This window comes from Paralimibaculum aggregatum (genome assembly GCF_030270585.1).
In the GTDB taxonomy this organism is placed as follows: domain Bacteria; phylum Pseudomonadota; class Alphaproteobacteria; order Rhodobacterales; family Rhodobacteraceae; genus Thermohalobaculum; species Thermohalobaculum aggregatum.
Genome location: NZ_BSYI01000019.1, coordinates 26,976 through 52,098, shown reverse-complemented (window position 1 = coordinate 52,098; position 25,123 = coordinate 26,976). Strand labels below are relative to the sequence as shown.

Genomic DNA, 25,123 nt, shown 5'->3' with positions numbered 1-25,123 from the left:
CCCCATCTGGTTCCCGAGATGACCCAACAGAAGCTGTCCGACCTCAAGGCGAAGTCGCCGACCGATCTTCTTGCGCTCGCCGAGAGCCTCGAGGTGGAAAACGCCTCCACGCTGCGCAAGCAGGACATGATGTTCGCGATCCTGCGCGAGCTTGCCGACCGTGACGAGGAGATCATCGGCTCCGGGGTGCTGGAGGTGTTGCAGGACGGTTTCGGGTTCCTGCGCTCGCCCGAGGCCAACTATCTCCCCGGCCCGGACGACATCTACCTCTCGCCCAACCAGATCCGGAAATTCGGCATCAAGACCGGCGACACCGTCGAGGGCCCGATCCGCGCACCGAAGGACGGCGAGCGGTATTTCGCGCTGCTCAAGGTCAACACGATCAATTTCGAGGATCCCGACCGGGTCCGGCACAAGGTGCATTTCGACAACCTGACGCCGCTCTATCCCGACGAGCGGCTGAAGATGGAGATCGAGGATCCGACGATCCGCGACCGCTCCGCCCGGGTGATCGACCTCGTATGCCCGATCGGCAAGGGCCAGCGCGGGCTGATCGTGGCGCCGCCGCGCACCGGCAAGACGGTGATCCTGCAGAACATCGCCAAGTCGATCGAGGTGAACCACCCCGAGTGCTACCTGATCGTGCTGCTGATCGACGAGCGCCCCGAGGAGGTGACCGACATGCAGCGCTCGGTGGCGGGCGAGGTGGTCTCCTCCACCTTCGACGAGCCGGCGACGCGGCATGTCGCGGTGGCCGAGATGGTCATCGAGAAGGCCAAGCGGCTGGTCGAGCACGGGCGCGACGTGGTGATCCTGCTCGATTCGATCACCCGCCTCGGCCGTGCCTACAACACCGTGGTGCCGTCCTCCGGCAAGGTGCTGACCGGCGGTGTCGATGCCAACGCGCTGCAGCGGCCGAAGCGCTTCTTCGGCGCCGCGCGGAACATCGAGGAAGGCGGATCGCTGACCATCATCGCCACCGCGCTGATCGACACCGGCAGCCGCATGGACGAGGTGATCTTCGAGGAGTTCAAGGGCACCGGCAACTCGGAGATCGTGCTCGACCGCAAGATCTCCGACAAGCGCGTGTTCCCGGCCATCGACATCCTCAAGTCCGGCACCCGGAAGGAGGATCTCCTGGTCTCCAAGTCCGATCTCACCAAGATGTTCGTGCTGCGCCGGATCCTCAACCCGATGGGCACCACCGATGCCATCGAGTTCCTGCTCGGCAAGCTCAAGCAGACCAAGACCAACAGCGATTTCTTCGACTCGATGAACGCCTGAGCCGCGGCCGCCGCAGGCCTGGCCCTTGCGGCTGCGGTCCCCGCGCCGTAAGCCCGGCTGGTGGGTGTCCGTACGGGTGAGGGAATGGGCCGCGTCGATGACTGATGGCCGCCAGTCGCAGAGGCCGCCGGTCGCGGCGCCGGGGCATGTTGCCGTGTTCCTGCTGTCGCTCGGCCTCGGCGGTGCCGAGCGCAACATGCTGACCCTGATCCGGCACCTGGCGGCGCGCGGGCACCGTGTCGATGTGGTGCTGATCCGGGCCGACGGCCCGTTTCTCGACTGCCTGCCGGAAGCGGCCCGCCTGGTGGATCTCGGCGCGCGCAGCAAGGTCGGCGCGCTGCCGGGGCTGGTGCGCTACCTGCGCCGGGCGCGGCCCGACACGCTGCTCTCGGCCATGGCCTCGGTGAACTGCATCGCGGTGCTGGCGCGGATGCTGGCGGGCGTGCCGGTGCGGCTGGTGCTGTCGGAACGCTCGACGCTAAGCATGGAGGTGGCCCGCGCGCCGGCGTTCAGGGTGCTGCCGGCGGCGATGCGCCGGCTCTATCCGAAGGCGGATGCGGTGATCGCGGTGAGCGAGGGCGTGGCGGACGATCTCTCGCAGACCATCGGCCTGGCCCGCGAGCGGATCGAGGTGATCTACAACCCGGTGCTGACCCGGGCGCTGCTGCAGGGCCGCGACGTGCCGCTCGACGATCCCTGGTTCGCGCCGGATGCGCCGCCGGTGGTGCTCGCGGTCGGGCGGCTGCACGAGCAGAAGGATTATGCCACCCTGATCGCGGCCTTTGCCCGGCTGCGGGCAACGCGGCCCTGCCGGCTGGTGATCCTCGGCGAGGGGCCCGAGCGGGAGGCGCTGGAGCGGGCGGCGGCGGCCACCGGCCATGGCGACGACATCCGCCTGCCCGGCGTGCGCCAGGAGCCCTATCCCTCGATGGCGCGGGCCGGGGTGTTTGCGCTGAGCTCGCGCTGGGAAGGCCTGCCGACGGTGCTGATCGAGGCGCTGGCCTGCGGCGTGCCGGTGGTCTCGACCGATTGCCCGAGCGGCCCGGCGGAGATCCTCGAGGGCGGCCGTCATGGCCGCCTCGTGCCGGTGGGCGATGCGGCGGCGCTGGCCGAGGCGCTGGCCGAGGCGCTGGACGGGCCGCGCCCCGGCCCGGAAGCGGCGGCCCGCTTCGCCGCCGGCCCGCTGCTGGCGCGGCACGAAGCGGTGCTCCTGCCCGAGCCGGACCGGGCCCGCGCGCCGCTGGTCGGCCTGCTGCTGCCCAATCTCGGCGGTGGCGGCGCGGAGCGGGTGGCGCTCAACCTGGCGCGGCAGTTCGTCGATGCCGGCTACCGTGTGGATCTCGTGGTGATGCAGGGCAAGGGCGCGCTGATCGACCAGGTGCCCGAGGGCGCCCGGCTGGTCGACCTGCGCGTCGGCTGGCGGATCTTCGCGCTGCCCCGGCTGGCCCGCTATTTCCGCCGCGAGCGGCCGCAGGCGCTGCTGTCCTCGATGGCCTCGAGCAACTGCATCGCCTGGGGCGCGCGGCTGCTGGCGCGCTCGGGCACCCGGCTGGCGGTGTCGGAGCATTCCACCCTGTCGGTCGAGGTGCGGCGCAACTGGTATCGCCGCCTGCTGCCGGTGGTGATGGCCCGTGCCTATCCGCGCTGCGACGCGGTGGTGGCGGTCAGCCGCGGCGTGGCGGACGATCTCGCGGCGATGATCGGCCTCGCGCGCGAGCGCATCGAGGTGGTGCACAACGCGGTGATCGGGCCGGAGCTCGAGGCGCGCAGCCGCGAGGTGCCGGCGCATCCCTGGTTCGCGCCCGGCGCGCCGCCGGTGATCCTCGCCGTCGGCCGGCTGGCGCGGCAGAAGAATTTCGAGCTGCTGATCGAGGTCTTCGCGAAGCTGCGCCGGCAGCGGGAGGCGCGGCTCCTGATCCTCGGCGAGGGCGAGGAGCGGGCCATGCTCGAGGCTCTGGTGGCGCGGCTCGGGCTCGGCGAGACGGTCGCGATGCCGGGCTTCGTCGACAACCCCCATGCCTATATGCGGGCCGCCGCGCTCTTCGTGCTGAGCTCGCGCTGGGAGGGGCTGCCGACGGTGCTGATCGAGGCGCTGGCCTGCGGCGCCCGGGTGGTGGCGACCGACTGCCCGAGCGGCCCGGCGGAGATCCTCGAGGACGGCCGGCTCGGCCGCCTCGTGCCGGTGGAGGACGGCGAGGCGCTCCTCGCCGCGGTCCTTGCCGCGCTCGACGACCCGCCGCCGGGGCCGCGCGACCTCAAGAGCTATACCCATGCCGCGGCCTTTGCGCGCTACGAGGCGGTGCTGGTGCCCGATCCCGCCCGCCGCCCGCCGCGGCGGGTCTCGCACGCGCAGGCATCGCCGGCTTGTGTCGCATCGCCGGAGCCGCTACCTCCCAAGGGGACAGCAACGGAGGTCGCCCCCATGCCCGTGCAAGCCAGCGAGATCGAGCGCCTGCTCCGCGCGCGCTTTCCCAATGCCAGGATCGAGATCCGCGACCTGGCGGGAGACGGCAACCACTATGCCGCGACCGTGGTCGACGAGGAGTTCCGCGGCATGAACCGCGTGCAGCAGCAGCGGCTCGTCAACCAGGCGCTGAAGCCGATCCTCGAGGGCGCGAACGCGCCGCTCCACGCCCTCGCGCTGCAGACCAGCGCGCCGGACTGACCGGCCCGCGCCGGTGCGCGGCGGGGCATGACCTTGCAGGAGGGGGGGCAGCGGAATATGTCCTCGCCTTGAGCGGCCCGGCGCCGCATACCCACGGAGGCCCCGATGACCGAGACCACCACGCCCCAGATCAACGACCTGATCCGGCAGACTGTCGAGCAGAACGATGTCGTGCTCTTCATGAAGGGCACGCCGGAGGCGCCGCAATGCGGCTTCTCCAGCAAGGTCAGCCAGATCCTCGGCTTCGTCGGGGTCGAGTACCAGGGCATCAACGTCCTCGAATCGGACGAGCTGCGCCAGGGCATCAAGGCCTTCTCCGACTGGCCGACGATCCCGCAGCTCTACGTCAAGGGCGAGTTCGTCGGCGGCTGCGACATCGTGATCGAGATGACCCTCTCGGGCGAGCTCGACGAGATGCTGGAGAAGAACGGCGTCACCTTCTCGAAGGAAGCCGCCGAGCAGATCCGCGCGCATAACGGCTGATCCTGCGCCGACGCCCCCGGCGCGCCGGGGAGCCGAGGGAGGGTGGACATGCAGATCTTCGTCGGCCTCGGCAATCCCGGGGCGAAATACGCGCGCAACCGGCACAACATCGGCTTCATGGCGCTCGACGCCATCGCCGATGCGCATGGTTTCGGGCCGTGGCGGGCGAAGTTCCAGGCGGAGATCGCCGAGGGCCGGCTCGGCACCGAGCGTGTGATGCTGCTGAAGCCGCAGACCTTCATGAACCTCTCCGGCCAGGCGGTCGGGGAGGCGATGCGCTATGTCAAATGCGCGCCCGAGGAGATCACCGTCTTCCATGACGAGCTCGACCTCGTGCCCGGCAAGTGTCGGGTGAAGAAGGGCGGCGGCCATGCCGGGCACAACGGGCTGCGCTCGCTGCACCAGCACATCGGCGACAGCTATGCCCGGGTGCGTCTCGGCATCGGTCATCCGGGGCACAAGGACCGGGTCTCGGGCTATGTGCTGCACGACTTCGCCGCCGCCGAGCGGGACTGGCTGGAGGCGCTGCTCGCCGGCATCGCCAAGGGCGCGGTGAAGCTTGCCGCGGGCGATGCCTCCGGGTTCATGAACGCGGTGGCGCTGGAGATGGGCCCACTGGCGCCGGCCGAGCCGAAGCCGAAGCCGAAGAAACCGAAGCCCGCCGCGAAGGATGCCCCGGCGGCCGCCGAGACCTCCGGCGACAGCGCCGGCGCGCCGGCGGAGGAGAGCGCCTCGCCCTTTGCCGCGCTCACCGGCCTGTTCCGGCGCAAGTGAGCCGGCCCGGCCGGCGGGGCGGCGGGGCTTGACCCCTTCCCGCCCCCGTGCAAAAGCCCGCGCGAAGGTGGCTGGAGGGCGAAAATGGGCTTCAAATGCGGGATCGTGGGGCTGCCGAATGTCGGCAAGTCCACGCTGTTCAACGCGCTGACGCGCACCGCCGCGGCGCAGGCGGCGAATTTCCCCTTCTGCACCATCGAGCCGAATGTCGGCGAGGTGGCGGTGCCGGATGAGCGGCTCGACCGGCTGGCGGCGATCGCCGGCTCGAAGCAGACGATCCCGACCCGGCTGACCTTCGTCGACATCGCCGGGCTGGTGAAGGGCGCGAGCAAGGGCGAGGGCCTCGGCAACCAGTTCCTTGCGAACATCCGCGAGGTCGATGCCATCGCCCATGTGCTGCGCTGCTTCGAGGACGACGACATCACCCATGTCGAGGGCCGCGTCGATCCGGTGGCCGATGCCGAGACCATCGAGACCGAGCTGATGCTGGCCGATCTCGAGAGCATCGAGCGCCGGCTGCAGGGCCTCGTGCGCAGGATCAAGGGCGGCGACAAGGAGGCCAGGGAGCAGGAGCGCCTGCTGCTCGCCGCCAAGGCCGCGCTCGAGGAGGGCCGCCCGGCGCGCACCGTCGAGGTCTCGGCCGAGGACGCCCGCATCTGGGCCGGGCTGCAGCTGCTGACCACCAAGCCGGTGCTCTATGTCTGCAATGTCGATGAGGGCTCGGCCGGCGAGGGCAATGCGCAGTCGGCCCGGGTCGCCGAGATGGCGGCGGCGCAGGGCGCCGGGCATGTGGTGATCTCGGCCGCCATCGAGGAGGAGATCGCGCAGCTCCCCGACGACGAGCGCGCCGAGTTCCTCACCGATCTGGGGCTCGAGGAGCCGGGGCTCGACCGGCTGATCCGCGCCGGCTACGAGCTGCTCGGCCTCGTCACCTATTTCACCGTCGGCCCCAAGGAGGCCCGCGCCTGGACGATCCGCGACGGCACCCTGGCGCCGCAGGCCGCCGGCGTGATCCACGGCGATTTCGAGCGCGGCTTCATCCGCGCCGAGACCGTGGCCTTCGACGATTTCATCGCCTGCAACGGCGAGGCCGGCGCCCGCGATGCCGGCAAGCTCCGCGCCGAGGGCAAGTCCTACCGCGTCGCCGATGGCGACGTGCTGCACTTCCTGTTCAACACCTGATCCGCTGCCCGGCGGCTGCGACGCGGCGACCGGGCATCCCCGCCCCGCGCGGCGCTCAGCCGGCGGTCGGCGGCCAGATCAGGATCAGAATCCAGGTCGCCGCCAGCACGATCGGCACGCCGATGCCGCCGACGAAACCCATCAGCGGGATCGCCGGCGTGTTCGGCAGGACGATGGAGAACTCGCGCCGGTCGGCCTCGCCGTCATAGGCGCCCTGCCGCGCCTTGCGGCGCCATTGCCGGCTGCGCCAGACCGCGGCGAGGATCGAGACGAGGATCAGCAGGCAGAGCAGGAAGCCGAGCACCGGCACCAGCGGAAACAGCAGGCTGTCGGCCAGCGAGGGACCGTTGGTGGCGATCGTCAGCGGCATCAGCAGGAAGGCCTGCGAGGCGATCAGCCAGTTGACCCGGGCGGTGACGAGGGCCAGCTCGCCGGTGATCTCGGCGCGGATGCCGCGATAGATCGCGTCGTTCTCTGGCGAGCGCTCGATGCGGGGCGCGGGCGCCGGCGCGATGTCGATGACCACGGCCTGCGGCGGGTCCTGCGGGCCTGGCGGGTCCGGCACGGGGCTGTCGGGGACGATGCTCATGGGTGGCCTCCTGTCCGTCCTCTTTCACTCCGGCGCAATGACGGCGAGATAGGGACCGAGCGGCCGCTCGCCCGCACCGGTCGGCACCGGGACACGGTGGCTCACCGACGGCAGCGACCGGAGATAGGCGACCAGCGCCGTGCCGTCCGCCTCGTTCAGCACGGAGAAGAACTGCCAGGGCATGATCGGCGCGAGCAGGCGGCCGTCGGGCCGCTCGCCGGTGCGCAGGGCCGTGAGGATCTCCGCATCGCTCCAGCTCCCGAGGCCGGTCTCCGCATCCGGGGTCAGGTTGGGCGGGAAGAAGACGCCGAGCCCCGGCACCTCGAAGCCGATGCTGGCGCCGCCGAGCGCGCGCGTCTCGTCGATCTCGCCCTCCGGGCCGCGGGGGGAATGGCAGTCGCCGCAGAGCATGATTCTGGCGAGATAGGCGCCGCGGTCGATCAGGTCGTCGGGGGCGTCTGCGGCGGCGGCGGGGCCGTGCAGGCCGGCTGCCGCAAGGACGCTGGCGACCATGTGCTTGATGGCCATCTGCTGGTGTCCTCGAGAGCTCTGCCGCCGGGATCGGGGCATCAGGCCGAGGCTATGCCTGCCGCCGCGGAAATCTCGCCGGATTTCGACCCGCGTGTCGGATTCCGCCGGTCGGCTGCGTTTTCCAACCAGGGGTTGTGGCGTCCTTCCGGTGCAGGGCAGCCGGAGGGCGGCGGGCGCTCTCGTCGCGGACTGGCCCGCCGCGCCGGCGCCCTCACGCCGCCTTGAGCGGATGTGGCCGGCCGGGTTCACCGACCCGGCCCCGGGCCGCCCGGCGCCGCAGCCCGGCGATGGCGCCAAGCCCCGAGAGCAGGAGCAGCAGGGCCGGCGGCAGCGGCACCACCCCGACGCCGACGGAGGTGATCGTGCCGCTGGCGATCGGCGCCGGATCGAGCAGCGCATTCGCCGCGAGGCCGCTGATCTCCACCCCCACCTCCGGCGCGAAGAGGCTCATTTCCGATCCGATCCAGGATTGCAGCAGCGCGCCGAAGTCGATCGGCTGCGCCGGCAGGATATGGGCGTCGAGATAGAGCCGGGTCCAGGAGAAACTCCCGAAGAGGCCATAGGCCGGGCCGTCGGCCTCGAGCTTCATGGTATCGTTGTCGAACTCGCGGTCGAAGGAGATCGTGCCGGCTCCCGCGTCGAGCCGGCTGCCGTTGACATACCAGCGCCTGATGTAGCCGGGGTTCGAGACGAAGGGCCCGTTGCTCCCGTTCAGCGCCTCGGGGAAGGCGAGGAGCTCCTCGAACCAGATCTCGAAGGTGAAGGTGTCGCTGTCGAAGAGCCCGGGAATGTTGCCGTCGATCGTGGTGATGCCGCTGCCGAAGATGCGGATCGGGTCGGCCGCTGCCGGCGGGGCGGCGAGCGCCGCAAGGAGAAGGCCGGCCAACGCGCCGCTGAACCTACGCACTGCCATGACGCATCCTTTCGCTCACGTCTGCGGCACCATCCTACAGGAGCGCGGGGCCATGACCTAATCGGGCCGGCAGGCGGCGGTGACGGTGGCGCAGGGGAAGCGTTTTCAATGTGGACAGACGTTACGTCATCGACTACGTATTTCACATGTTCTTGCGTAGTTCACTCTTGTTCTTTCCGGAAATTCCGTAACGGGGAGGCCTCTCATGGACAATCTTGCTCGCGGGGTTGCCGCGGCCGTGCTCGTGCTTGCGATGGCGGGTGGGGCGGGTGCCGAAGAGGCGCATTGCAAGCTCTATCCCAAGGTCGACCTGCTGATGAACAGCCACGATCTCGTCGGCGCCGGGGCCTGCAAGGCCGCCTGCGTCGAGACCGAGGGCTGCACCGGCTGGTCCTACACCCCGCACACCTTCAACCCGAAGACCGGCCCCGGGCAGTGCCGCCTGATGGCCGAGGTCGGCGAGCAGGCCGAGAACGACCGCGACTATTGCGGCCGGATCTGACCGCCACGCTTCCCCGCACCGCATCATAGGAGACAAGCCATGACCATCCGCACCGCCCTCCTGGCGCTCGGCTTCGCCGGCGCGCTCGGCACCCTGGCCAGCGCCGCCGAGTTCGAGCAGTGCTCGATCACCCCGGTGGACCAGGTCGGCTTCATCGACACCTTCACCGCCCCGGAGGACTGCGTCGAGGCCTGCAAGAGCACCGAGGGCTGCGACAGCTGGAGTTTCCGCCCGCACAGCTTCGACAAGTCGGCACCCGGGCAGTGCAAGCTGATCAAGGGCGTCTTCGCCAAGGAGGCCACGCCGAAGAGCTTCTGCGGCCAGCTCTGAGGCCCGAACCCGCGGCGTCGCCCGTGTCGGTTTCGGCGCGGGCGGCGTCCGTTCCGGCATCTCCCGCCGCCCGCGGCGCGGCTAGGGTCGCGGTGCGGCCACCAGCGGAGGGGGACCGGGCCAATGGCGACACTCGACTGGCATGCGGAGCGGAGCGATCTCTCGGACATCGCGCTGCTCGACCGGGCGCCGGAGAGCGCGGGCATCGACCTCGCCGCCGTGCGCCGCTATCGCCGCGACCGGGTGCGCGCCGAGATGGTGGCCCGCGAGATCGATGCGGTGCTGCTCTCCGACCCGGTCAACATCCGCTATGCCACCGGCACCCGGAACATGCAGGTGTTCAGCCAGCGCAACGCCCCGGCGCGCTACCTGCTGCTGACCGAACACCGCTCGATCCTCTTCGAGTTCACCGGCTGCGAGCATCTCGCCGCGGGTTATGACACCGTGGACGAGGTGCGCCCGGCGCGGACCGCGAGCTTCGTCGCCGCCGGCCCGGAGATCGCCGCCCGCGAGCGCGCCTGGGCGGCCGAGATGGCGGCGCTGGTGAGCGAGCTTTGCGGCGCCGGCGCGACGCTCGGCATGGAGCGGATGAATGCCGGCGCCGCGCTGGCGCTGGCGGCGGAGGGGCTGCGCCTCGTGGACGCGCAGGAGCCGGTGGAGATGGCCCGGGCGATCAAGTCTGCCGAGGAGCTGAAATGCGTAAACGCCTCGCTGCGCGCCACCGAGATCGCGGTGGGCAAGCTGCGCGCGGCGATCCGCCCCGGGCAGACCGAGACCGCGCTCTGGTCGGTGCTGCACAGGTCGGTCATCGAGCAGAACGGCGACTATTGCGAGACCCGCCTGCTCAACACCGGCCCGCGCACCAATCCCTGGTTCCAGGAGACCGCGCACCGGGTGATCGAACAGAACGAGCTGATCGCGCTCGATACCGATGTCGTCGGCTGCCACGGCTACTACTCGGATTTCTCGCGCACTTTCCATGCCGGGCCGGACCGGCCGACGCCGGCGCAGCGCGAGCTCTACCGCCTGGCGCATGAGCAGGTGCAGCACAACATGGGCATCCTGAAGCCCGGCATGAGCTTTCGCGACTATGCCGAACGGGCCTGGGACATCCCGGCGAAATATCACGCCAATCGCTACTACCTCTCGGCGCATGGCTGCGGCATGACCGGGGAGTATCCCTATCTCTACCACCGCGGCGATTTCCCCGATGCCGGCTATGACGGCGAGATCCTGCCGGGCATGACGATCTGCGTGGAGAGCTATATCGGCGCGGAGGGCGGCAGCGAGGGCGTGAAGCTCGAGCAGCAGGTGCTGGTCACCGGGACCGGGATCGAGCTGCTCTCGCGCTTTCCCTTCGAGGCGGCGCTGCTGGAGGGCTGAGACCGGCCCGGGCGCCCCGGCCTCGGTGCCCTGGCAAGCCCCTATCGAACCTGCACCGATCTCGAATGCCCCGTTTCGGGACGTATGGGCCGCAGTTCAGCTCACCGCGGTGCGCAGCTTGCGCACCTCGTCATAGGCGGCGTTGATCCGCGCGAGGCGCTGCTCGGCGAGGCGGAGGGCCTCCTGCGGCAGGCCGTGGGCGAGCATCCGGTCGGGGTGCAGCTCGCGCACCTGGTTGCGATAGGCGGTGCGCAGGGCCGCGTCGTCGATATCCGGGGTGACGCCGAGGATCAGGTAGGGGTTGGCCCCCTCGGGCATGTGCCGGGCCTTCAGCGAGGCCATGCAGCGCTCCGGCACCCCGAAGATCGCGGCCACCTCGTCGAGGAAGGCCTCCTCGCCGGGGTGGAACTCGCCGTCGGCCATGGCGATGAAGACCAGCCCCTCGATGATGTCCACCAGCACCGCCGGGCGGTCGTGGAACATCCGCGCGATGCGGCGGGCGTAGAAGTCGAAGCCCGCGACATCCATCCGCGCGGTGTTGTAGACCCGCGCCGCCGCCGCCTCGTCCTTCGGGGCGATGTGGAAGATCCGCTTGAAGGCGGCGATCTCGTCGCGGGTGACCCGGCCATCGGCCTTGGCCATCTTGGCGCCGAGCGCGATCACCGCGATGGTGAAGGCCACGGTCTTCTCGGGCTCGCGCGACATGCGCTCGAACAGGGCGCTGAGCGGCTCGCCAGCGCGGAGGGCCCCGATGGCCTGTCTGATTCGCTGCCAGATCGACATGGCTGCAGAATAGTCGCTAGTCGGCGACCGATCCCAGCCCCCTCGACGCGCCGGGTGTCGCAGCGGCGATAACCTTTGCGTCAGCGCGGCCCGGCAGAACCATGCGGGGCCGGATTTCCGGCGCGAGGCGGCGGGCAGGACACGGATTGTCGCGAGCCGCCCGCCCCGCTAGGTTGGGACGGACAGGCGAAGCTGGCCGGAGGGGGGAATCCGTGGCGGACAAGCTGTCGGGCAAGACCGTGATCATCACGGGGGCTGCCGGCGATCTGGGCCGGGCCGTGGCATTGCGCCTCGCGGGCGCGGGCGCCCGGCTGATGCTCGCCGACGGGCGGGACGAGGCGCTGGCGGCGCTCAACGACGAGCTCGGGGATGGCGGCGCCTCGGCGGAGCGCTTCAGCTGCAATCTCGAGGAGAAGCTCTCGGTCAACAACCTGCTGGCGGCGACCCACAGCGCCTTCGGCCGGATCGACATCCTGGTGAATGCCGAGCGGCATCCGACCCCCGGCGCCTTCATCGACCTCAAGCCCTCGGAGTTCGACGAGGTCTGGGACACCAACGTGCGCAGCGTCTTCGTGCTCTCCCAGGCGGTGGCGAAGAAGATGATCGCGCAGCGCCAGGAGGACCCGGACTTCCAGGGCGCCATCGTCAACCTCACCTCGATCGCGGCGCGGCGGACGGTCTCGGCGCTGTTCGCCTATTCGGTGTCCTGCGCGGCGCTCGACCAGCTGACCCGCTCGATGGCGGCGAGCCTTGCCGAGCACCGCATCCGGGTGAACGGCGTGGCGCTCGGATCGGTGATGACGGCATCGCTGCGCAACGCGCTGCGCGACCGCGCCGAACTGCGCGACGAGATGATCCGCGTGACCCCGCTCGGGCGCATCGGCGAGGTCGAGGAGGCCGCCCATGCGGTGGCCTATCTCGCCTCCGACGAGGCCAGCTTCGTCACCGGTCAGATCATCGCGGTGGATGGCGGGCGCACGGTGCTCGACCCGCTGGCCTCGCCGGAGCGCTAGGCGCGGCGCTCAGCCGGCATCGAGCGCCAGCAGCATCAGCACGAGATCGAGCGGGCGGCCGAACTTGCGGCCCACGCCCGCGAGGCGCCCGGCCTCGTGGAAGCCGAGCTTCTCGTGCAATGCGAGGCTGGCGGCCTGGTCGGCGCTGATCCCGCCCACCATGCAGGCAAGCCCGTCATCGCGCGCGCGCGCGATCAGCGTTTCGAGGAGGGCGGTGGCGATGCCGCGGCGGCGGAAGGATGCGGCGACATAGACCGAATGCTCGACGGTGCCGGCATAGCCGCCGCCGCTGCGGAAGGCGCCGTAGCTTCCATAGCCGGCCACGCGCCCGTCGGCCTCGGCAACCAACACGGGCCGGCCTGCGGAGAGCCGCTCGACCAGCCAGTCGGCCATGTCCTCGTCGGAAACGGGTGCGGTCCGCCAGCTTGCGGTGCCGCCTCGGATCTCGGCGTTCAGGATGCCGGCAATCGCGGGCACGTCACCCGCCAGCGCCGGGCGCAGCACCGCCGGGGCTCCGCCGGTCAGCGGCGGTCGCGGCTCCGGTCGACGCGGACGCGCACCGGACGCCGCTCGGGCTCCTGCGACCCGGAAGCGACAACGATCGCGACAGCGCCCAGACCAAAGAGCGCGATCAGAATGAGTTCCATCCCTTACTCCCCTGACTATCGCTCTCTAAAGTAATGCTCTAAGCGGGGAATTGCCAGTGCGATGACCGAGATTCTGCGGAGGGCGACGAAATGGCCGAAGGCGGGGGCGGCGGAACCTGGGATTTCTGGATCGACCGGGGCGGCACCTTCACGGATATCGTCGCCGGTGATCCCGAGGGCCGGCTGAGCACCGCCAAGCTGCTCTCGGAGAACCCCGAGCAGTATCCCGATGCGGCGCTGCACGGCATCCGGCGCTTTCTCGGCCTCGGCCCGGCCGACCCGATCCCGGCGCATCGGGTGGGCCGGGTGAAGATGGGCACCACGGTGGCGACCAATGCGCTGCTCGAGCGCAAGGGCGCGCGCACGGTGCTGGTCACCACCCGCGGCCTCGGCGACCAGCTCCGCCTCGCCTACCAGAACCGCCCCGAGCTCTTCGCGCGCGAGATCGTGCTGCCGGAGATGCTCTACGAGCGGGTGATCGAGGCCGGGGAGCGGGTCCGCGCCGACGGCACCGTCGAGATCCCGCTCGACACGGCGGCGCTGGAGGCGGCGCTGGCCGAGGCCAAGGCGGCGGGCATCGAGGCGGTGGCGATCGTCTTCGTGCATGGCTACCGGCACAGCGAGCACGAGGCCGCGGCGGCGCGCATCGCCCGGCGCCTCGGCTTCGGGCAGGTCTCGGTCAGCCACGAGGTCTCGCCGCTGATGAAGATGGTCAGCCGCGGCGACACCACGGTGGTGGACGCCTATCTCTCGCCGATCCTGCGCGCCTATGTCGACCGGGTGGCGGCCGCCTTCGAGGGCGATGCGGCGGGCAAGCTGATGTTCATGCAGTCCTCCGGCGGGCTGACCGATGCCAACCGCTTCCAGGGCAAGGACGCGATCCTCTCGGGCCCGGCGGGCGGCGTGGTGGGCGCGGTCGCCACCGCGCGGATCGCGGGTTTCGGCAAGATCATCGGCTTCGACATGGGTGGCACCTCGACGGATGTCTGCCACTATGCCGGGGATTACGAGCGCGTGCTCAACACCCGCGTGGCGGGTGTGCGGATCACCGCGCCGATGATGGACATCCACACGGTGGCGGCCGGCGGCGGCTCGCGCCTCACCTTCGACGGCACGCGGCTGCGCGTCGGGCCCGAGAGCGCCGGCGCCAATCCGGGGCCGACCTGCTATGGCCGTGGCGGCCCGCTCGCGGTGACCGACGCCAACGTCGTGACCGGGCGGCTGCGGCCGGAGTTCTTTCCCGCGATCTTCGGGCCCGAGGCGAACCGCCCGCTCGATGCCGGGGCCACCCGCGCCGCCTTCGAGGCGCTGGCGGCGGAGGTCGGCAAGCCGGTGGAGGAATTGGCCGAGGGCTTCCTGCAGATCGCGGTCGAGAACATGGCCAACGCGATCAAGAAGATCTCGGTGCAGCAGGGCCATGACGTGACGGAATACTGCCTCACGGTGTTCGGCGGGGCCGGTGCGCAGCATGCCTGTGCCATCGCCGACACGCTGGGCATGGAGACCTGCCTGGTGCACCCGATGGCCTCGCTGCTCTCGGCCTATGGCATGGGGCTCGCCGATATCCGGGCGAGCCGGCAGCAGGCGGTTGAGGCCGAGCTCTCCGACCGGACGCGCCTGCAGGCGGCGGCGGATCTCGACCGGCTGGGCTCGGACGCGGCGGCGGAGGTCGCGGCGCAGGGGGTCGCGGCCGGCGCGGTCCGCACGGTGGAGACCCTGCTTCTCAAGGTGAAGGGCACCGACACCGCGCTGCCGATTCCCTTCGGCACGCTGGCGGAGCTGCGTGAGCGCTTCGGCGAGGCGCATCGCCGGCGCTTCGGTTTCGATGCCGGGGAGGCGGCGCTGGTGATCGAGGCGGTCAGCGCCGAGGCGATCGGCCGCGCCGCCGATCTCGAGGAGCCGGCGCAGGAGACAGCGACCCGCGACGAGGCGGAGATCGAGACCGCGAGAGAGGCGGAGATCCATGTCGGCGGCAGATGGCTGCCGGCGCGCTTCGTGCGCCGCGCGGCGATGCGGCCGGGAGACCGGCTCTCCGGCCCCGCGGTGCTGGTCGAGCCGCATACCTCGATCCTGATCGAGCCGGGCTGGCGCGCCGAGATCACCGCGCACGACCATGTGGTGCTGCGCCGGGTGCTGCCGCGCGAGGCCCGCGCCGTGGGCACCGAGGCCGATCCGGTGATGCTCGAGGTCTTCAACAATCTCACCATGTCGATCGCCGAGCAGATGGGCGCGGTGCTGGAGAACACCGCCGCCTCCGTCACCATCAAGGAGCGGCTCGACTTCTCCTGCGCGCTGTTCGACGCCGCCGGCGATCTCATCGCCAACGCCCCGCACATGCCGGTGCATCTCGGCTCGATGGCGGCAAGCGTGCGCACCGTGATCGCGCAGAACCCGGAGATGCGCCCCGGCGACGTCTTCGTGCTGAACGCGCCCTACAACGGCGGCACCCATCTGCCGGACATCACGGTGGTGACGCCGGTGTGGGACGATGCCGGGCGCGAGGTCCTGTTCTACACCTCCGCACGTGGCCATCACACCGATGTCGGCGGGCTGACGCCGGGCTCGATGCCGCCGGACAGCCGGGTGGTCGAGGACGAGGGCGTGCTGATCGACAACTTCAAGCTGGTCGACGGCGCCACCGGCCGGATGCGCGAGGCGGAGATGCGCGCGCTGCTCACCGGGGCGAAGTATCCCGCCCGCGCGCCGGACATCAACATCGCCGATCTCAAGGCGCAGATCGCCGCCTGCGAGAAGGGCGCGGCCGAGCTGCGGCGCATCGTCGGGCATTTCGGGCTGGATGTCGTGCAGGCCTATATGGGCCATGTGCAGGACAATGCCGAGGAGCTGGTGCGCCGGCGCATCCTGGCGCTGAAGGACGCGGACTATGTCTACGAGATGGATCCGGGCTTCGACGGCGAGCCGCGCGCGATCCATGTCTCGGTGCGGGTCGACCGCGAGGCCCGCTCGGCACGGATCGACTTCACCGGCACCACCGGCCAGCTCGCCACCAACTACAACGCGCCGGAGCCGGTGACGCGGGCGGCGGTGCTCTATGTCTTCCGCTGCCTGGTGGACGACGCGATCCCGATGAACGAGGGCGTGATGAAGCCGCTCGAGGTGGTGCTGCCGGAGGGCACGATGCTCTCGCCGCGCTACCCTGCCGCGGTGATCGCCGGCAATGTCGAGACCAGCCAGGCGGTGACCTCGGCGCTGTTCCTGGCGCTCGGCGTGCAGGCCGCGGCGCAGTCAACCATGAACAACACCACCTGGGGCAACGCGCGCTACCAGTATTACGAGACGATCTGCGGCGGCTCCGGCGCGGGCTGGCGCAACGACGGCACCGGCCATCCCGGCTGCTCCGGCGTGCACACCCACATGACCAATTCGCGGCTCACCGATCCGGAGGTGCTGGAATGGCGCTTCCCGGTACTGTTGGAGGCGTTCCGCCTGCGGCCCGGCTCCGGCGGGCGCGGGAGGTGGGGCGGCGGCGACGGTGCGGTGCGGCGGATCCGCTTCCTCGAGGACATGACCGTGGCGATCCTCTCCGGGCACCGGGTGGTGCCGCCGCCGGGGCTCGATGGCGGCGCGCCGGGGGCCTGCGGGCGGAGCACGGTGATCCGCGCCGACGGCACCGAGGAGCGCCTCGCCTCCGCCGACCGGCGCGAGATGAAGGCGGGCGATGTCTGGCTGCTCGAGACCCCGGGCGGCGGCGGCTGCGGCGCGCCGGAATGAGCCTCACCATCGACATCTCCCGCGGCCGGCCGGAGGATCATGCCGCGATGGTCGAGATCTGGGCCGTGGCGGCGCGGGCGGCGCATCCCTTCGTGCCGGGCGAGGGCCGCGGCGAGCGGCGGCGGCTGGTGGCGGAGCATTTCCTGCCGCGATCGGAGACCCATCTCGCGCGGATCGACGGGCGTTCCCTCGGCTTTGCCGCGGTGCTGGGGGAGGAGCTGGGCGGGCTCTTCGTGCATCCCGCGGCGCAGCGGCGCGGCATCGGGCGGGCGCTGGTGCGGGCCGCCATCGCCGGGCGCGCGTTCCTCACCGTCACCGTCTTCACGCGCAACCCGCGCGCCATCGCCTTCTATCACGCGCTGGGCTTTGCCGAGACCGAGCGGGGCATCGACGGCGAGACCGCCGAGCAGGTGCTCCGGATGCGGCTGGAGGCGGCGCCGTGAGCGGGCTCGCCTGGGCCGGGATCGGGCTCGCCGGCATCGGCCTCGTGCTGATCCTGTTCTGCATCCTGCGCGCGGTGCAGCTGCGCCGCGGCGACGCCGACCCGGAGGTGGCCTCGGCCGGGCTGAAGCGGGTGATCCTCGTCAACACCGCGGCGGTGGCGCTGGCCTTTCTCGGCCTCGCGATGCTGCTGGCCGGGCTGCTGATCTTCTGAGGGGTCCGCGGTCAGCCGAGCGACTTGAAGATGCCCTGGTGGTAGAGCAGCGCCGCGCCCTCATGGATCGAGAAGCCGAGCACCCGGCCCATCAGGATGTCGTGGTCGCCGGCCTCGACCCGGCTGTGCATGGCGCAGTCGAACACCGCCAGCGAGCCGGCGATCAGCGGCGCGCCGAGCGCCCCGGCCTCCCAGGGGGTCGGGCCGAACTTGTCGACCCCGCGGCTGGCGAAGCGCTTGGCGGTGTCCTCCTGACCGGTCTCCAGCACGTTGACGGCGAAGCTCTCGGCGGCGCGGAAGATGCCGTAGCTCGCAGCGGTATGTGCCAGGCAGACCAGCAGCAGCGGCGGGTCGAGCGAGACCGAGGTGAAGGAATTGGCGGTGAAGCCGGCCGGCGTTCCGTCACCGGCGCGGGCGGTGACGATGGTCACCCCGGTGGCGAAGGTGCCGAGGGCGCGGCGCAGCGCGTCCTTGTCATCCGGGGTCTGCAGGGCAAGGGGGGTTTCGGTCGCCATCGGGCCTCTCCGCAACGGGGCCGCGCCGCCCCCGCCCCTGATGTGGCGCAACGCCGCCGGGGTCAAGGTGGCACCGGGCCGGAAGCCGGCTCAGAAGTCGATGGCGATGCCCTTCTTCTCCCAGTCGCCGAAGCGCGTGGGCTCGGGCCCCTGGCGCCCGCCAAGCTCCTTCGGCGAAGGCGCCGCGGCGGCGGCCTCCCGCTCGGCCGCGGCGCGGCGTTCGGCGGCTTCGGCCAGTGCCCGCGCGGCCGCCTCGGCAACCCGCTCTTGGGGTGTCTTCGCGGTCATCCTATATCCCCTCCGAAACTGTTACCCGGGATATGGGCCACACCAACGGGAACGGCAACAGGAGTGATCGAGAGATGAACTATGCCAAGACCGCGCTTCTGCTCGCGGGCATGACGGGGCTTTTCCTCGCCGTGGGCTGGCTCGTCGGCGGCGGCGCGGGCGCCGTGATCGCCTTCGTCGTGGCGGTGCTGATGAACGGCTATGCATGGTGGAGCTCCGACAGCCTGGCGCTGCGCATGCACAATGCCCGCGAGGTCGACGAGCGCACCGCGCCGGAACTCGTGACGATGGTGCGCGAGCTGGCCGCACGGGCCGAGCTGCCGATGCCGCGGGTCTATCTGATCGAGGATGCGCAGCCCAACGCCTTCGCCACCGGCCGCAGCCCCGAGAACGCTGCGGTTGCCGCCACCACCGGCATCTTGCGCACGCTCACCCGCGAGGAGCTGGCCGGCGTGATGGCGCACGAGCTGGCGCATATCAAGAACCGCGATACGCTGATCATGACCATCACGGCGACGATCTCCGGCGCCATCGGCATGCTGGCGAGCTGGGCGCAGTGGTCGATGGTGCTCGGCGGCGACCGCGAGCGCAGCCCGCTCGGCATCGTCGGGATGCTGCTCGCCGCGGTGCTGGCGCCGCTCGCCGCCATGGTGGTGCAGATGGCGATCAGCCGCACCCGCGAATACGCCGCCGACCGCATGGGCGGCGAGATCTGCGGCAACCCGCTCTGGCTCGCCTCGGCGCTGGAGAAGATCGCGCGCGCGGTGCGCGGGCACGAGATGGTGAGCGCCGAGCGCCACCCGGAGACGGCGCATCTCTTCATCATGAACCCGCTTTCCGGCCGGCGCTTCGACAACCTGTTCTCGACCCATCCCGACCCCGCCAACCGCATCGCCGCGCTGGAGGCGCTGGCGGCCGAGATGGGCACCGTCCGCGGCGCCGGCACGGGCGCCCCGATGCGCCCGGCCCGGCCCCGCCCCGCCGCTGCCGCGCCGATGCGCGACTCGCGCATCCCCACGACCCGCCGCCGGAACCCCTGGACGTGAGCCGCGCGCCCCGCGGAAAGGATCGCCGCCCCGCCGACCGCCCTTCCGACCGCCGCTCGGCGCCGGCGCAGCCGCCGGTGCCCGGCCTTGCCGCGCGGCAGGGCGCGGTGTCGGCGATCGCCGCGGTGCTCGACCGTGGTCGCATGTTCGAGGAGACCCGCTTCTCCGGCGACCCGGCAGAGCGCGCCGAGGCCCGCGCCCTGGCCGATCTCACGCTGCGCCGGCTCGGCGAGATCGACACGGCGCTGGCCGAGCGCGTGCCGAAGCCGCCGCGGGCGCCGGTGATCCACATCCTGCGGGTGATGGCGGCGGAGCTGATGTTCCGCCAGACCGGGCCGCATGCGGCGGTGGATCTGGCGGTGCGCCAGGCCAAGGCCGGCCCCGGCGCGCGGCTCGCCGGGCTGGTCAATGCCGTCGGGCGAAGGCTCGCGGCCGAGCCGCCCGCACCGGCGAAGGATGCCGGCTGGCGCAACATGGCCGGCTGGCTCTGGCACCGGCTCGGCACCGACTGGGGGCGCGAGCGGGCGCTGGCCATCGCCGCGGCGCACCTGGTGCTGCCGCCGGTCGATCTCTCGCTGCGCACGCCCGGCGATGCCGAGGCGCTGGCCGTGGAGCTGGAGGCCGAGGCGCTGCCCACCGGCGGGCTCCGGCTTGCGGCGCGGCCGCAGATCAGCGCGCTGCCGGGCTATGCCCAGGGCGCCTGGTGGGTGCAGGACGCCGCCGCCAGCCTGCCGGCGACGCTGATCCCCGAACCCGCCGGCAAGCGCGTGCTCGATCTCTGCGCGGCACCCGGCGGCAAGACCATGCAGCTCGCCGCGGCGGGGGCGCGGGTGACGGCGCTCGACATCTCCGAGGCCCGGATGGCCCGGCTGGCCGAGAACCTCGCGCGGGTAGGGCTCGAGGCCGGGACGGTGGTGGCCGATGCGCTCGACTGGGCGCCGGAGACCCGGTTCGACGCGGTGCTGCTCGACGCCCCCTGCTCCGCCACCGGCACCGTGCGCCGGCACCCGGAGCTGCCGCGGCGCTTCGAGGAGGGCGCGGCCGAGTCGCTGGCCAAGCTCACCGCGCTGCAGGACAGGCTGCTCGACCGCGCCTGGGACTGGGTGGCCCCCGGGGGCTGCCTCGTCTTCGCCACCTGCTCGCTGCTGAAGGCCGAGGGCGAGGACCGCGCCCGCGCCTTCGCGGCGCGCAGCGGCGCCGAGCGGCTGCCGGTCACCGGCCCCTTCGCCACGCCGGAGGGGGATCTGCGCACCCTGCCCGATCTCTGGCCCGAGCGCGGCGGCATGGACGGCTTCTTCGCCGCCCGGTTCCGCCGCCCGGGCTGACGGCGGCGCCCCAGCGACACCGCGGGCACTGGCCTCGGGCCCCACGAGAGGCTATGCGGGCGCCAAATCCGGCGCGCCCGCCGCGCCCATGCTTGCCAGGGATGCTCCGATGACCAGCGATATCCGCCCCGTGCGCACCGCGCTCCTCTCCGTCGCCGACAAGACCGGCCTCACCGATCTCGCCCGCCGGCTCTCGGAGGCCGGCATCGCGCTCCTCTCCACCGGAGGCTCGGCGGCGCAGCTCCGCGAGGCCGGCATCGGCGTGCGCGACGTCTCGGATGTCACCCAGTTTCCCGAGATGATGGACGGCCGGGTCAAGACGCTGCACCCGATGATCCATGGCGGGCTGTTGGCCGACCGCGACAACCCCGAGCACCGCGCCGCGATGGCCGAGCACGGCATCGGGCCGATCGACCTCCTGGTGGTCAATCTCTACCCCTTCGAGGCCACCGTGGCGCGCGGCGCGAGCTATGCCGACTGTGTCGAGAACATCGACATCGGCGGCCCGGCGATGATCCGCGCCGCGGCGAAGAACCATGCCAGCGTCGCCGTGCTGATCGACCCGGCCGACTACGAGACCGTGCTGACCGAGATCGAGAGCCATGGCGGCACCCGCGCCGCGACCCGCGCCCGCCTCGCCGCCATCGCCTATGGCCGCACCGGGGCCTATGACGCGGCGGTCTCGTCCTGGCTCGCGAACGCCACCGGCGAGCCCTGGCCGCGGCGGCGGGTCTTTGCCGGGCGCCAGCTCGAGAAGCTGCGCTATGGCGAGAACCCGCACCAGGCGGCGGCGCTCTATTCCGACGGCTCGGCCCGGCCCGGGGTGGCCACCGCCGAGCTGCTGCAGGGCAAGCCGCTCAGCTACAACAACATCAACGACACCGATGCCGCCTATGAGCTGGTCGCGGAGTTCGACCCGGCCGAGGGACCGGCCTGCGCGATCATCAAGCATGCCAATCCCTGCGGCGTGGGCCGGGGCGCGAGCCTCGAGGCGGCCTATCGCGCGGCCTTCGACTGCGACCGCGTCTCGGCCTTCGGCGGCGTGGTGGCGCTCAACACCCGGCTCGACCGGGCGACCGCGCAGGCCATCCTGGAGATCTTCACCGAGGTGGTGATCGCCCCCGGCGCCGATGCCGACGCCCGCGAGGTGTTTTCCGCCAAGCCCAACCTGCGCCTGATGACCACCGACGAGCTGCCCGATCCGGCGGCGCCGCGGCTCGCCACGCGCAATGTCGCCGGCGGCTATCTGGTGCAGGACGCCGATGCCCTGCCGCTCGATCCGGCAGCGCTGAAGGTGGTGACGAAACGCGCCCCCACCGAGGCGGAGATGGCCGATCTCCTCTTCGCCTGGCATGTCGCCAAGCACGTGAAGTCGAACGCCATCGTCTATGTGAAGGGCGGGGCGACCGTGGGCATCGGCGCCGGGCAGATGAGCCGGGTCGATTCGGCGCGGATCGCGGCGCGCAAATCCGCCGAGATGGCCGAGGCGCTGGGGCTCGAGCGGCCGACCACCGAGGGCTCGGTGGTGGCCTCGGACGCCTTCTTCCCCTTTGCCGACGGTCTGCTGGTGGCGGCCGAGGCCGGCGCCACGGCGGTGATCCAGCCCGGCGGCTCGATGCGCGACGCCGAGGTGATCGCGGCGGCCGACGCGGCGGGGCTGGCCATGGTGTTCACCGGCATGCGGCATTTCCGCCACTGAGGGCGCGGGCGCCGGCCGTCAGCCCCGGCGCGCCCGCAGCCCGAGCCCTGCAAGCCCGGCCAGCAGCAGCCAGCCGGCGGCCGGCAGCGGCACGTCGACCCGGGTGAAGGTGAAGCTGCCCACCGGGTCGCCGCCGACGAGCTGCCCGGTGGCGTCGGTGATCAGCGTCACCGCCGCCTGCGGGTCGTTCTGCGGCCCGCCGATCGCCCAGGCATTGCCGCTGCGGGTGCCGCCGTCATAGGTCTGGAGCTCGACCACCAGATGGTCCACCCAGTCGGTGCCGTCATGCATCTCCAGCCCGTCGACGCCGACGAACCAGTCCGGGCTCGGGCCGATCATGCTGACCAGAGTCAGCAGCGGGAAGGCCTCGTCCATGTCGATATAGACGGTGAGTCCGCCGCAGCGCGCATCGCTCACGAAACCGGGGCAGAACCACTGCTCGAAGGCGATCGGTGCGCCCGCGGTGCCGGCGGTGACCGCCGCGGCGACATCCTCGGCGACGAACTGGTCGACGCTGCCGATCTCGGCCATCCGGATCAGCCCCGGGGTGAGCAGCCCGCCGACCTCCCAGAAATCCATGGCGCCGGTATGGGTGGCGCCGCCGATATGGGAGAAATGCGCATCGTTCGGCGGCGGCGGGTCGGCCGCGAGGTCGAAGCCGGTCACCGCGACGTCGAGCCGGTAGCGCACCGCCTCCGCCTCCGTGCCGCTGGCGGCAACGAGCGCCAGGGCGGCGACTGGCAGAGCCAGGGGCAGATGCAGGGCGCGCATGGCTGTCCTCCGATGAAGCCCCGGGGATGATCCGCGCCCCGCGACACCAGGTCAAGTCATTGCGGCGGCGCTTCGGAGACCATCATCGGCTGGTCGATCTCGCGCAGCAGCTTGCGCAGGATGGCGCGGGGATAGTCCTCGAAATCCTCCGCCACTTCGACGAAGGCGCCGGGCCCGGCGATCACCTCGCTCAGATAGTGCTCCACCGGGTCCGGATCGGCGCCGCGGATCACCAGCCCGTTGACGGTGAAGCCCTGCGCCTCGAGCCCGTCGGCGATGGCGCGCGGCGGGCGGCCCTCGTTAGAGACGCCGTCGCCCGAGACGTCGATCACCCGGCGCAGGCAGGGCAGCGGCGCGCCGCGGCTCACCAGCTCGGCATGCAGCAGGGCCTCGCCGATGGCGGTGGAGAAGTTTCGCCATTCCCGCGGCGCGGCGCGGATCTCGGCGGCGAAGGCGCGCAGGTGCTCCGGCTTCGTGACCTTGCGCCAGGAGGTCATCTGCCGCTGCCGCGAGCCGCCGGACCACTGCGTGAAGGTGACCAGCATGCCGCCCTCGAGCGCCGCCACCGCATTGGCCAGCGCCTCGGACTCGAAGGCCGCGGCCAGCCCGCCGGTCTGCAGCGCGTGCTCGCGGGCGTTGATCGAGCCCGAGACGTCCATGGCCAGCACGAGCTGCAGCGCGCAGGCCCCTGCCGTCCCCGGAAAGGCGGCGATCAGGCAGGCGGCGAGGCGCGCCGCGACGCCCCGGCTCATCGCGCCTGCACCATCTGCGGGCCGAACAGCTCGCGCAGCAGCTTGCGCCGGATCGCGGCGGCATAGTCGGCGAAGCCGCGGGCATGCTCGATGAAGGCGCCCTCGCCATGCGGGATGCGCGCGAGATAATAGTCCAGCACCGTGCCGTCGCCCGGGTCGATGGCGAGCCCGTTCACCGTGATCCCGCGGAAGCCGAACTCGCGATAGGCCGCCTCCGGCCCGAAGCCCTCGTTGCCGATGCCGTCGCCGGAAATGTCGATCACCCGGCGCGTGCAGTCCGGCGCGCCGCGCATCAGCACCGCGCCATAGCCGAGCGCATAGCCGATCGCGGTGGGAAACTCGGCATAGCTGCGCGGGTGGCCGGCGATGGCGGCGGAAACCCCGGTGATGCCCGCGCGGTCGGTCACCGCGGTCCAGGGCAGCATCATGTCCTGCTGGTAGCGGCCGGACCATTCATAGGCGGCAAAGGCGACGCCGCCGGGCTGCGCCAGGATCGCCTCCTGCACGCCCGCATCGAGCAGCGCCGCCGCCAGCCCGTCGCGCTGCTGGCGATATTCCTTGCCGTCGATCGAGGCGGAGACGTCGAGCGCGAAGATCAGCGCGAGCGCGCAGGCGGGGGCTCTGACCGGCGCGAGCAGCAGGGCTGCGGCGAGGCATGCACGCAGGCGGTTGCGGCGCAGGGCCTCTCGCATCACCCACTCCCGAAGCGGCGCGCCCCGACGATGGGAGCGCCGCTCCAGTCTGTCACAAAAACGGTGTCGGGGCGACGGAGGATGCACCGCCCCGGCGCCCCGGCGATCACCAGGTGCCGGTGTTCTCCATGCTCGTCCAGGGCTCCTGCGGCGGCAGCGGGTCGCCCATCTGCAGCAGCTCCACCGAGATCCCGTCCGGCGATTTCACGAAGGCCATGCGGCCGTCGCGCGGCGGGCGGTTGATGGTGACGCCGCCCTTCTGCAGCCGCTCGCACATGTCGTAGATGTTCTCGACACGATAGGCGAGATGGCCGAAATTCCGCCCGCCGGTGTACTCCTCCTCGGAGCCCCAGTTGTAGGTGAGCTCGACCTGGGCGTCGCTCTGGCCCGGGGGGGCGAGGAACACCAGGGTGAACTTGCCGGCCTCGTTGTCGTAGCGGCGCACCTCCTCGAGCCCGAGCAGGTCGCAGTAGAACCGCTTGGAGGCCTCGATATCGCGCACGCGCACCATGGTATGCAGATATTCGATCTTCATCTCGTGGTCCCTCTCTGGCTATATACAAGATGTT

The 25,123-nt window shown here is 71.4% G+C and carries 27 protein-coding genes and 1 pseudogene; 16 read left to right on the top strand and 12 right to left on the bottom strand.

Translation table 11 applies throughout. The annotated features are described in order from the left end of the window. The first annotated feature begins 18 nt into the window (after positions 1-18). From rho to ychF, 6 genes and pseudogenes are all read left to right on the top strand, one after another. Positions 19-1,284 carry a transcription termination factor Rho gene (gene rho, locus QSJ97_RS13125; RefSeq protein ID WP_285672229.1) on the top strand — a complete coding sequence of 422 codons (1,266 nt, stop codon included), beginning with the start codon at positions 19-21 and terminating at the stop codon, positions 1,282-1,284. Between the two features lie 97 nt (positions 1,285-1,381). Then, positions 1,382-3,538 (top strand): annotated as a pseudogene (locus tag QSJ97_RS13120) (glycosyltransferase); the annotation flags it as partial. 168 nt (positions 3,539-3,706) lie between these two features. Then, a complete protein-coding gene (locus QSJ97_RS13115; RefSeq protein ID WP_285672265.1) occupies positions 3,707-3,949 on the top strand; it encodes a BolA/IbaG family iron-sulfur metabolism protein in 243 nt (80 codons plus the stop codon). A 105-nt stretch (positions 3,950-4,054) separates the two neighbouring features. After that, positions 4,055-4,432, top strand: a complete 378-nt coding sequence (gene grxD / locus QSJ97_RS13110; protein ID WP_285672228.1) for a Grx4 family monothiol glutaredoxin — start codon at positions 4,055-4,057, stop codon at positions 4,430-4,432. Positions 4,433-4,480: 48 nt separating this feature from the next. Beyond that, a complete protein-coding gene (gene pth, locus QSJ97_RS13105) occupies positions 4,481-5,206 on the top strand; it encodes an aminoacyl-tRNA hydrolase (protein WP_285672227.1) in 726 nt (241 codons plus the stop codon). An 84-nt stretch (positions 5,207-5,290) separates the two neighbouring features. After that, entirely contained in the window at positions 5,291-6,388 is a 1,098-nt protein-coding gene (gene ychF / locus QSJ97_RS13100) for a redox-regulated ATPase YchF (protein WP_285672226.1), read from the top strand. Positions 6,389-6,443: 55 nt separating this feature from the next. Here the strand turns inward: ychF and QSJ97_RS13095 are convergent, their stop codons facing one another. The 3 genes from QSJ97_RS13095 to QSJ97_RS13085 form a co-directional block, all read right to left on the bottom strand. After that, positions 6,444-6,977: a hypothetical protein gene (locus tag QSJ97_RS13095; protein ID WP_285672225.1), complete on the bottom strand. Its 534-nt coding sequence runs from the start codon at positions 6,975-6,977 to the stop codon at positions 6,444-6,446. A 24-nt stretch (positions 6,978-7,001) separates the two neighbouring features. Then, entirely contained in the window at positions 7,002-7,505 is a 504-nt protein-coding gene (locus tag QSJ97_RS13090) for a c-type cytochrome (RefSeq protein WP_285672224.1), read from the bottom strand. Positions 7,506-7,719: 214 nt separating this feature from the next. Then, entirely contained in the window at positions 7,720-8,421 is a 702-nt protein-coding gene (locus QSJ97_RS13085) for a hypothetical protein (RefSeq protein WP_285672223.1), read from the bottom strand. Positions 8,422-8,626: 205 nt separating this feature from the next. Between QSJ97_RS13085 and QSJ97_RS13080 the strand changes: the two genes are divergently transcribed. The 3 genes from QSJ97_RS13080 to QSJ97_RS13070 all read left to right on the top strand — a co-directional run bounded on the left by QSJ97_RS13080 (position 8,627) and on the right by QSJ97_RS13070 (position 10,636). Further along, complete coding sequence (locus QSJ97_RS13080; RefSeq protein ID WP_285672222.1) at positions 8,627-8,923, top strand: hypothetical protein; 297 nt, start codon at positions 8,627-8,629, stop codon at positions 8,921-8,923. A gap of 39 nt (positions 8,924-8,962) precedes the next feature. Then, the gene (locus QSJ97_RS13075; RefSeq protein ID WP_285672221.1) at positions 8,963-9,253 is read left to right on the top strand and encodes a PAN domain-containing protein; all 291 of its coding nucleotides are present in this window, start codon (positions 8,963-8,965) and stop codon (positions 9,251-9,253) included. Between the two features lie 123 nt (positions 9,254-9,376). Then, the gene (locus QSJ97_RS13070) at positions 9,377-10,636 is read left to right on the top strand and encodes a M24 family metallopeptidase (protein WP_285672220.1); all 1,260 of its coding nucleotides are present in this window, start codon (positions 9,377-9,379) and stop codon (positions 10,634-10,636) included. Positions 10,637-10,732: 96 nt separating this feature from the next. Here the strand turns inward: QSJ97_RS13070 and QSJ97_RS13065 are convergent, their stop codons facing one another. After that, the gene (locus QSJ97_RS13065; protein WP_285672219.1) at positions 10,733-11,419 is read right to left on the bottom strand and encodes a molecular chaperone DjiA; all 687 of its coding nucleotides are present in this window, start codon (positions 11,417-11,419) and stop codon (positions 10,733-10,735) included. A gap of 212 nt (positions 11,420-11,631) precedes the next feature. Between QSJ97_RS13065 and QSJ97_RS13060 the strand changes: the two genes are divergently transcribed. Continuing rightward, complete coding sequence (locus QSJ97_RS13060; protein WP_285672218.1) at positions 11,632-12,432, top strand: SDR family NAD(P)-dependent oxidoreductase; 801 nt, start codon at positions 11,632-11,634, stop codon at positions 12,430-12,432. Between the two features lie 9 nt (positions 12,433-12,441). Here the strand turns inward: QSJ97_RS13060 and QSJ97_RS13055 are convergent, their stop codons facing one another. After that, entirely contained in the window at positions 12,442-12,936 is a 495-nt protein-coding gene (locus QSJ97_RS13055; RefSeq protein ID WP_285672217.1) for a GNAT family N-acetyltransferase, read from the bottom strand. Positions 12,937-12,953: 17 nt separating this feature from the next. Next, complete coding sequence (locus tag QSJ97_RS13050) at positions 12,954-13,079, bottom strand: hypothetical protein (protein WP_285672216.1); 126 nt, start codon at positions 13,077-13,079, stop codon at positions 12,954-12,956. Positions 13,080-13,169: 90 nt separating this feature from the next. On the opposite strand from QSJ97_RS13050, the gene QSJ97_RS13045 reads away from it, so the two are divergent. From QSJ97_RS13045 to QSJ97_RS13035, 3 genes are read left to right on the top strand one after another with little or no spacing between them, the layout of a single operon-like run. Beyond that, on the top strand, positions 13,170-16,811 hold the full coding sequence (locus tag QSJ97_RS13045; protein WP_285672215.1) for a hydantoinase B/oxoprolinase family protein: 3,642 nt from the start codon (positions 13,170-13,172) through the stop codon (positions 16,809-16,811). Beyond that, on the top strand, positions 16,808-17,254 hold the full coding sequence (locus QSJ97_RS13040) for a GNAT family N-acetyltransferase (RefSeq protein WP_285672214.1): 447 nt from the start codon (positions 16,808-16,810) through the stop codon (positions 17,252-17,254). The genes QSJ97_RS13045 and QSJ97_RS13040 overlap by 4 nt, the downstream gene beginning before the upstream one ends. Further along, a complete protein-coding gene (locus QSJ97_RS13035) occupies positions 17,251-17,466 on the top strand; it encodes a hypothetical protein (protein ID WP_285672213.1) in 216 nt (71 codons plus the stop codon). The genes QSJ97_RS13040 and QSJ97_RS13035 overlap by 4 nt, the downstream gene beginning before the upstream one ends. Before the next feature lie 11 nt (positions 17,467-17,477). On the opposite strand, the gene QSJ97_RS13030 is transcribed toward QSJ97_RS13035, so the two are convergent. Both QSJ97_RS13030 and QSJ97_RS13025 read right to left on the bottom strand, forming a co-directional pair. Then, complete coding sequence (locus QSJ97_RS13030; protein WP_285672212.1) at positions 17,478-17,981, bottom strand: flavin reductase family protein; 504 nt, start codon at positions 17,979-17,981, stop codon at positions 17,478-17,480. A gap of 90 nt (positions 17,982-18,071) precedes the next feature. Next, a complete protein-coding gene (locus QSJ97_RS13025; RefSeq protein WP_285672211.1) occupies positions 18,072-18,269 on the bottom strand; it encodes a DUF1674 domain-containing protein in 198 nt (65 codons plus the stop codon). 74 nt (positions 18,270-18,343) lie between these two features. On the opposite strand from QSJ97_RS13025, the gene htpX reads away from it, so the two are divergent. The 3 genes from htpX to purH all read left to right on the top strand — a co-directional run bounded on the left by htpX (position 18,344) and on the right by purH (position 22,339). Further along, a complete protein-coding gene (gene htpX, locus QSJ97_RS13020) occupies positions 18,344-19,315 on the top strand; it encodes a zinc metalloprotease HtpX (RefSeq protein WP_285672210.1) in 972 nt (323 codons plus the stop codon). Positions 19,316-19,392: 77 nt separating this feature from the next. After that, positions 19,393-20,640, top strand: a complete 1,248-nt coding sequence (locus tag QSJ97_RS13015) for an RsmB/NOP family class I SAM-dependent RNA methyltransferase (RefSeq protein WP_285672209.1) — start codon at positions 19,393-19,395, stop codon at positions 20,638-20,640. Positions 20,641-20,749: 109 nt separating this feature from the next. Beyond that, entirely contained in the window at positions 20,750-22,339 is a 1,590-nt protein-coding gene (gene purH, locus QSJ97_RS13010; RefSeq protein ID WP_285672208.1) for a bifunctional phosphoribosylaminoimidazolecarboxamide formyltransferase/IMP cyclohydrolase, read from the top strand. An 18-nt stretch (positions 22,340-22,357) separates the two neighbouring features. Here the strand turns inward: purH and QSJ97_RS13005 are convergent, their stop codons facing one another. The 4 genes from QSJ97_RS13005 to QSJ97_RS12990 form a co-directional block, all read right to left on the bottom strand. Next, entirely contained in the window at positions 22,358-23,110 is a 753-nt protein-coding gene (locus QSJ97_RS13005) for a spondin domain-containing protein (RefSeq protein WP_285672207.1), read from the bottom strand. A gap of 56 nt (positions 23,111-23,166) precedes the next feature. Continuing rightward, on the bottom strand, positions 23,167-23,862 hold the full coding sequence (locus tag QSJ97_RS13000) for a DUF1194 domain-containing protein (RefSeq protein WP_285672206.1): 696 nt from the start codon (positions 23,860-23,862) through the stop codon (positions 23,167-23,169). Further along, a complete protein-coding gene (locus QSJ97_RS12995) occupies positions 23,859-24,554 on the bottom strand; it encodes a DUF1194 domain-containing protein (protein WP_285672205.1) in 696 nt (231 codons plus the stop codon). The genes QSJ97_RS13000 and QSJ97_RS12995 overlap by 4 nt, the downstream gene beginning before the upstream one ends. A 106-nt stretch (positions 24,555-24,660) precedes the next feature. After that, on the bottom strand, positions 24,661-25,089 hold the full coding sequence (locus QSJ97_RS12990; protein WP_285672204.1) for a VOC family protein: 429 nt from the start codon (positions 25,087-25,089) through the stop codon (positions 24,661-24,663). Positions 25,090-25,123 lie beyond the last annotated feature (34 nt).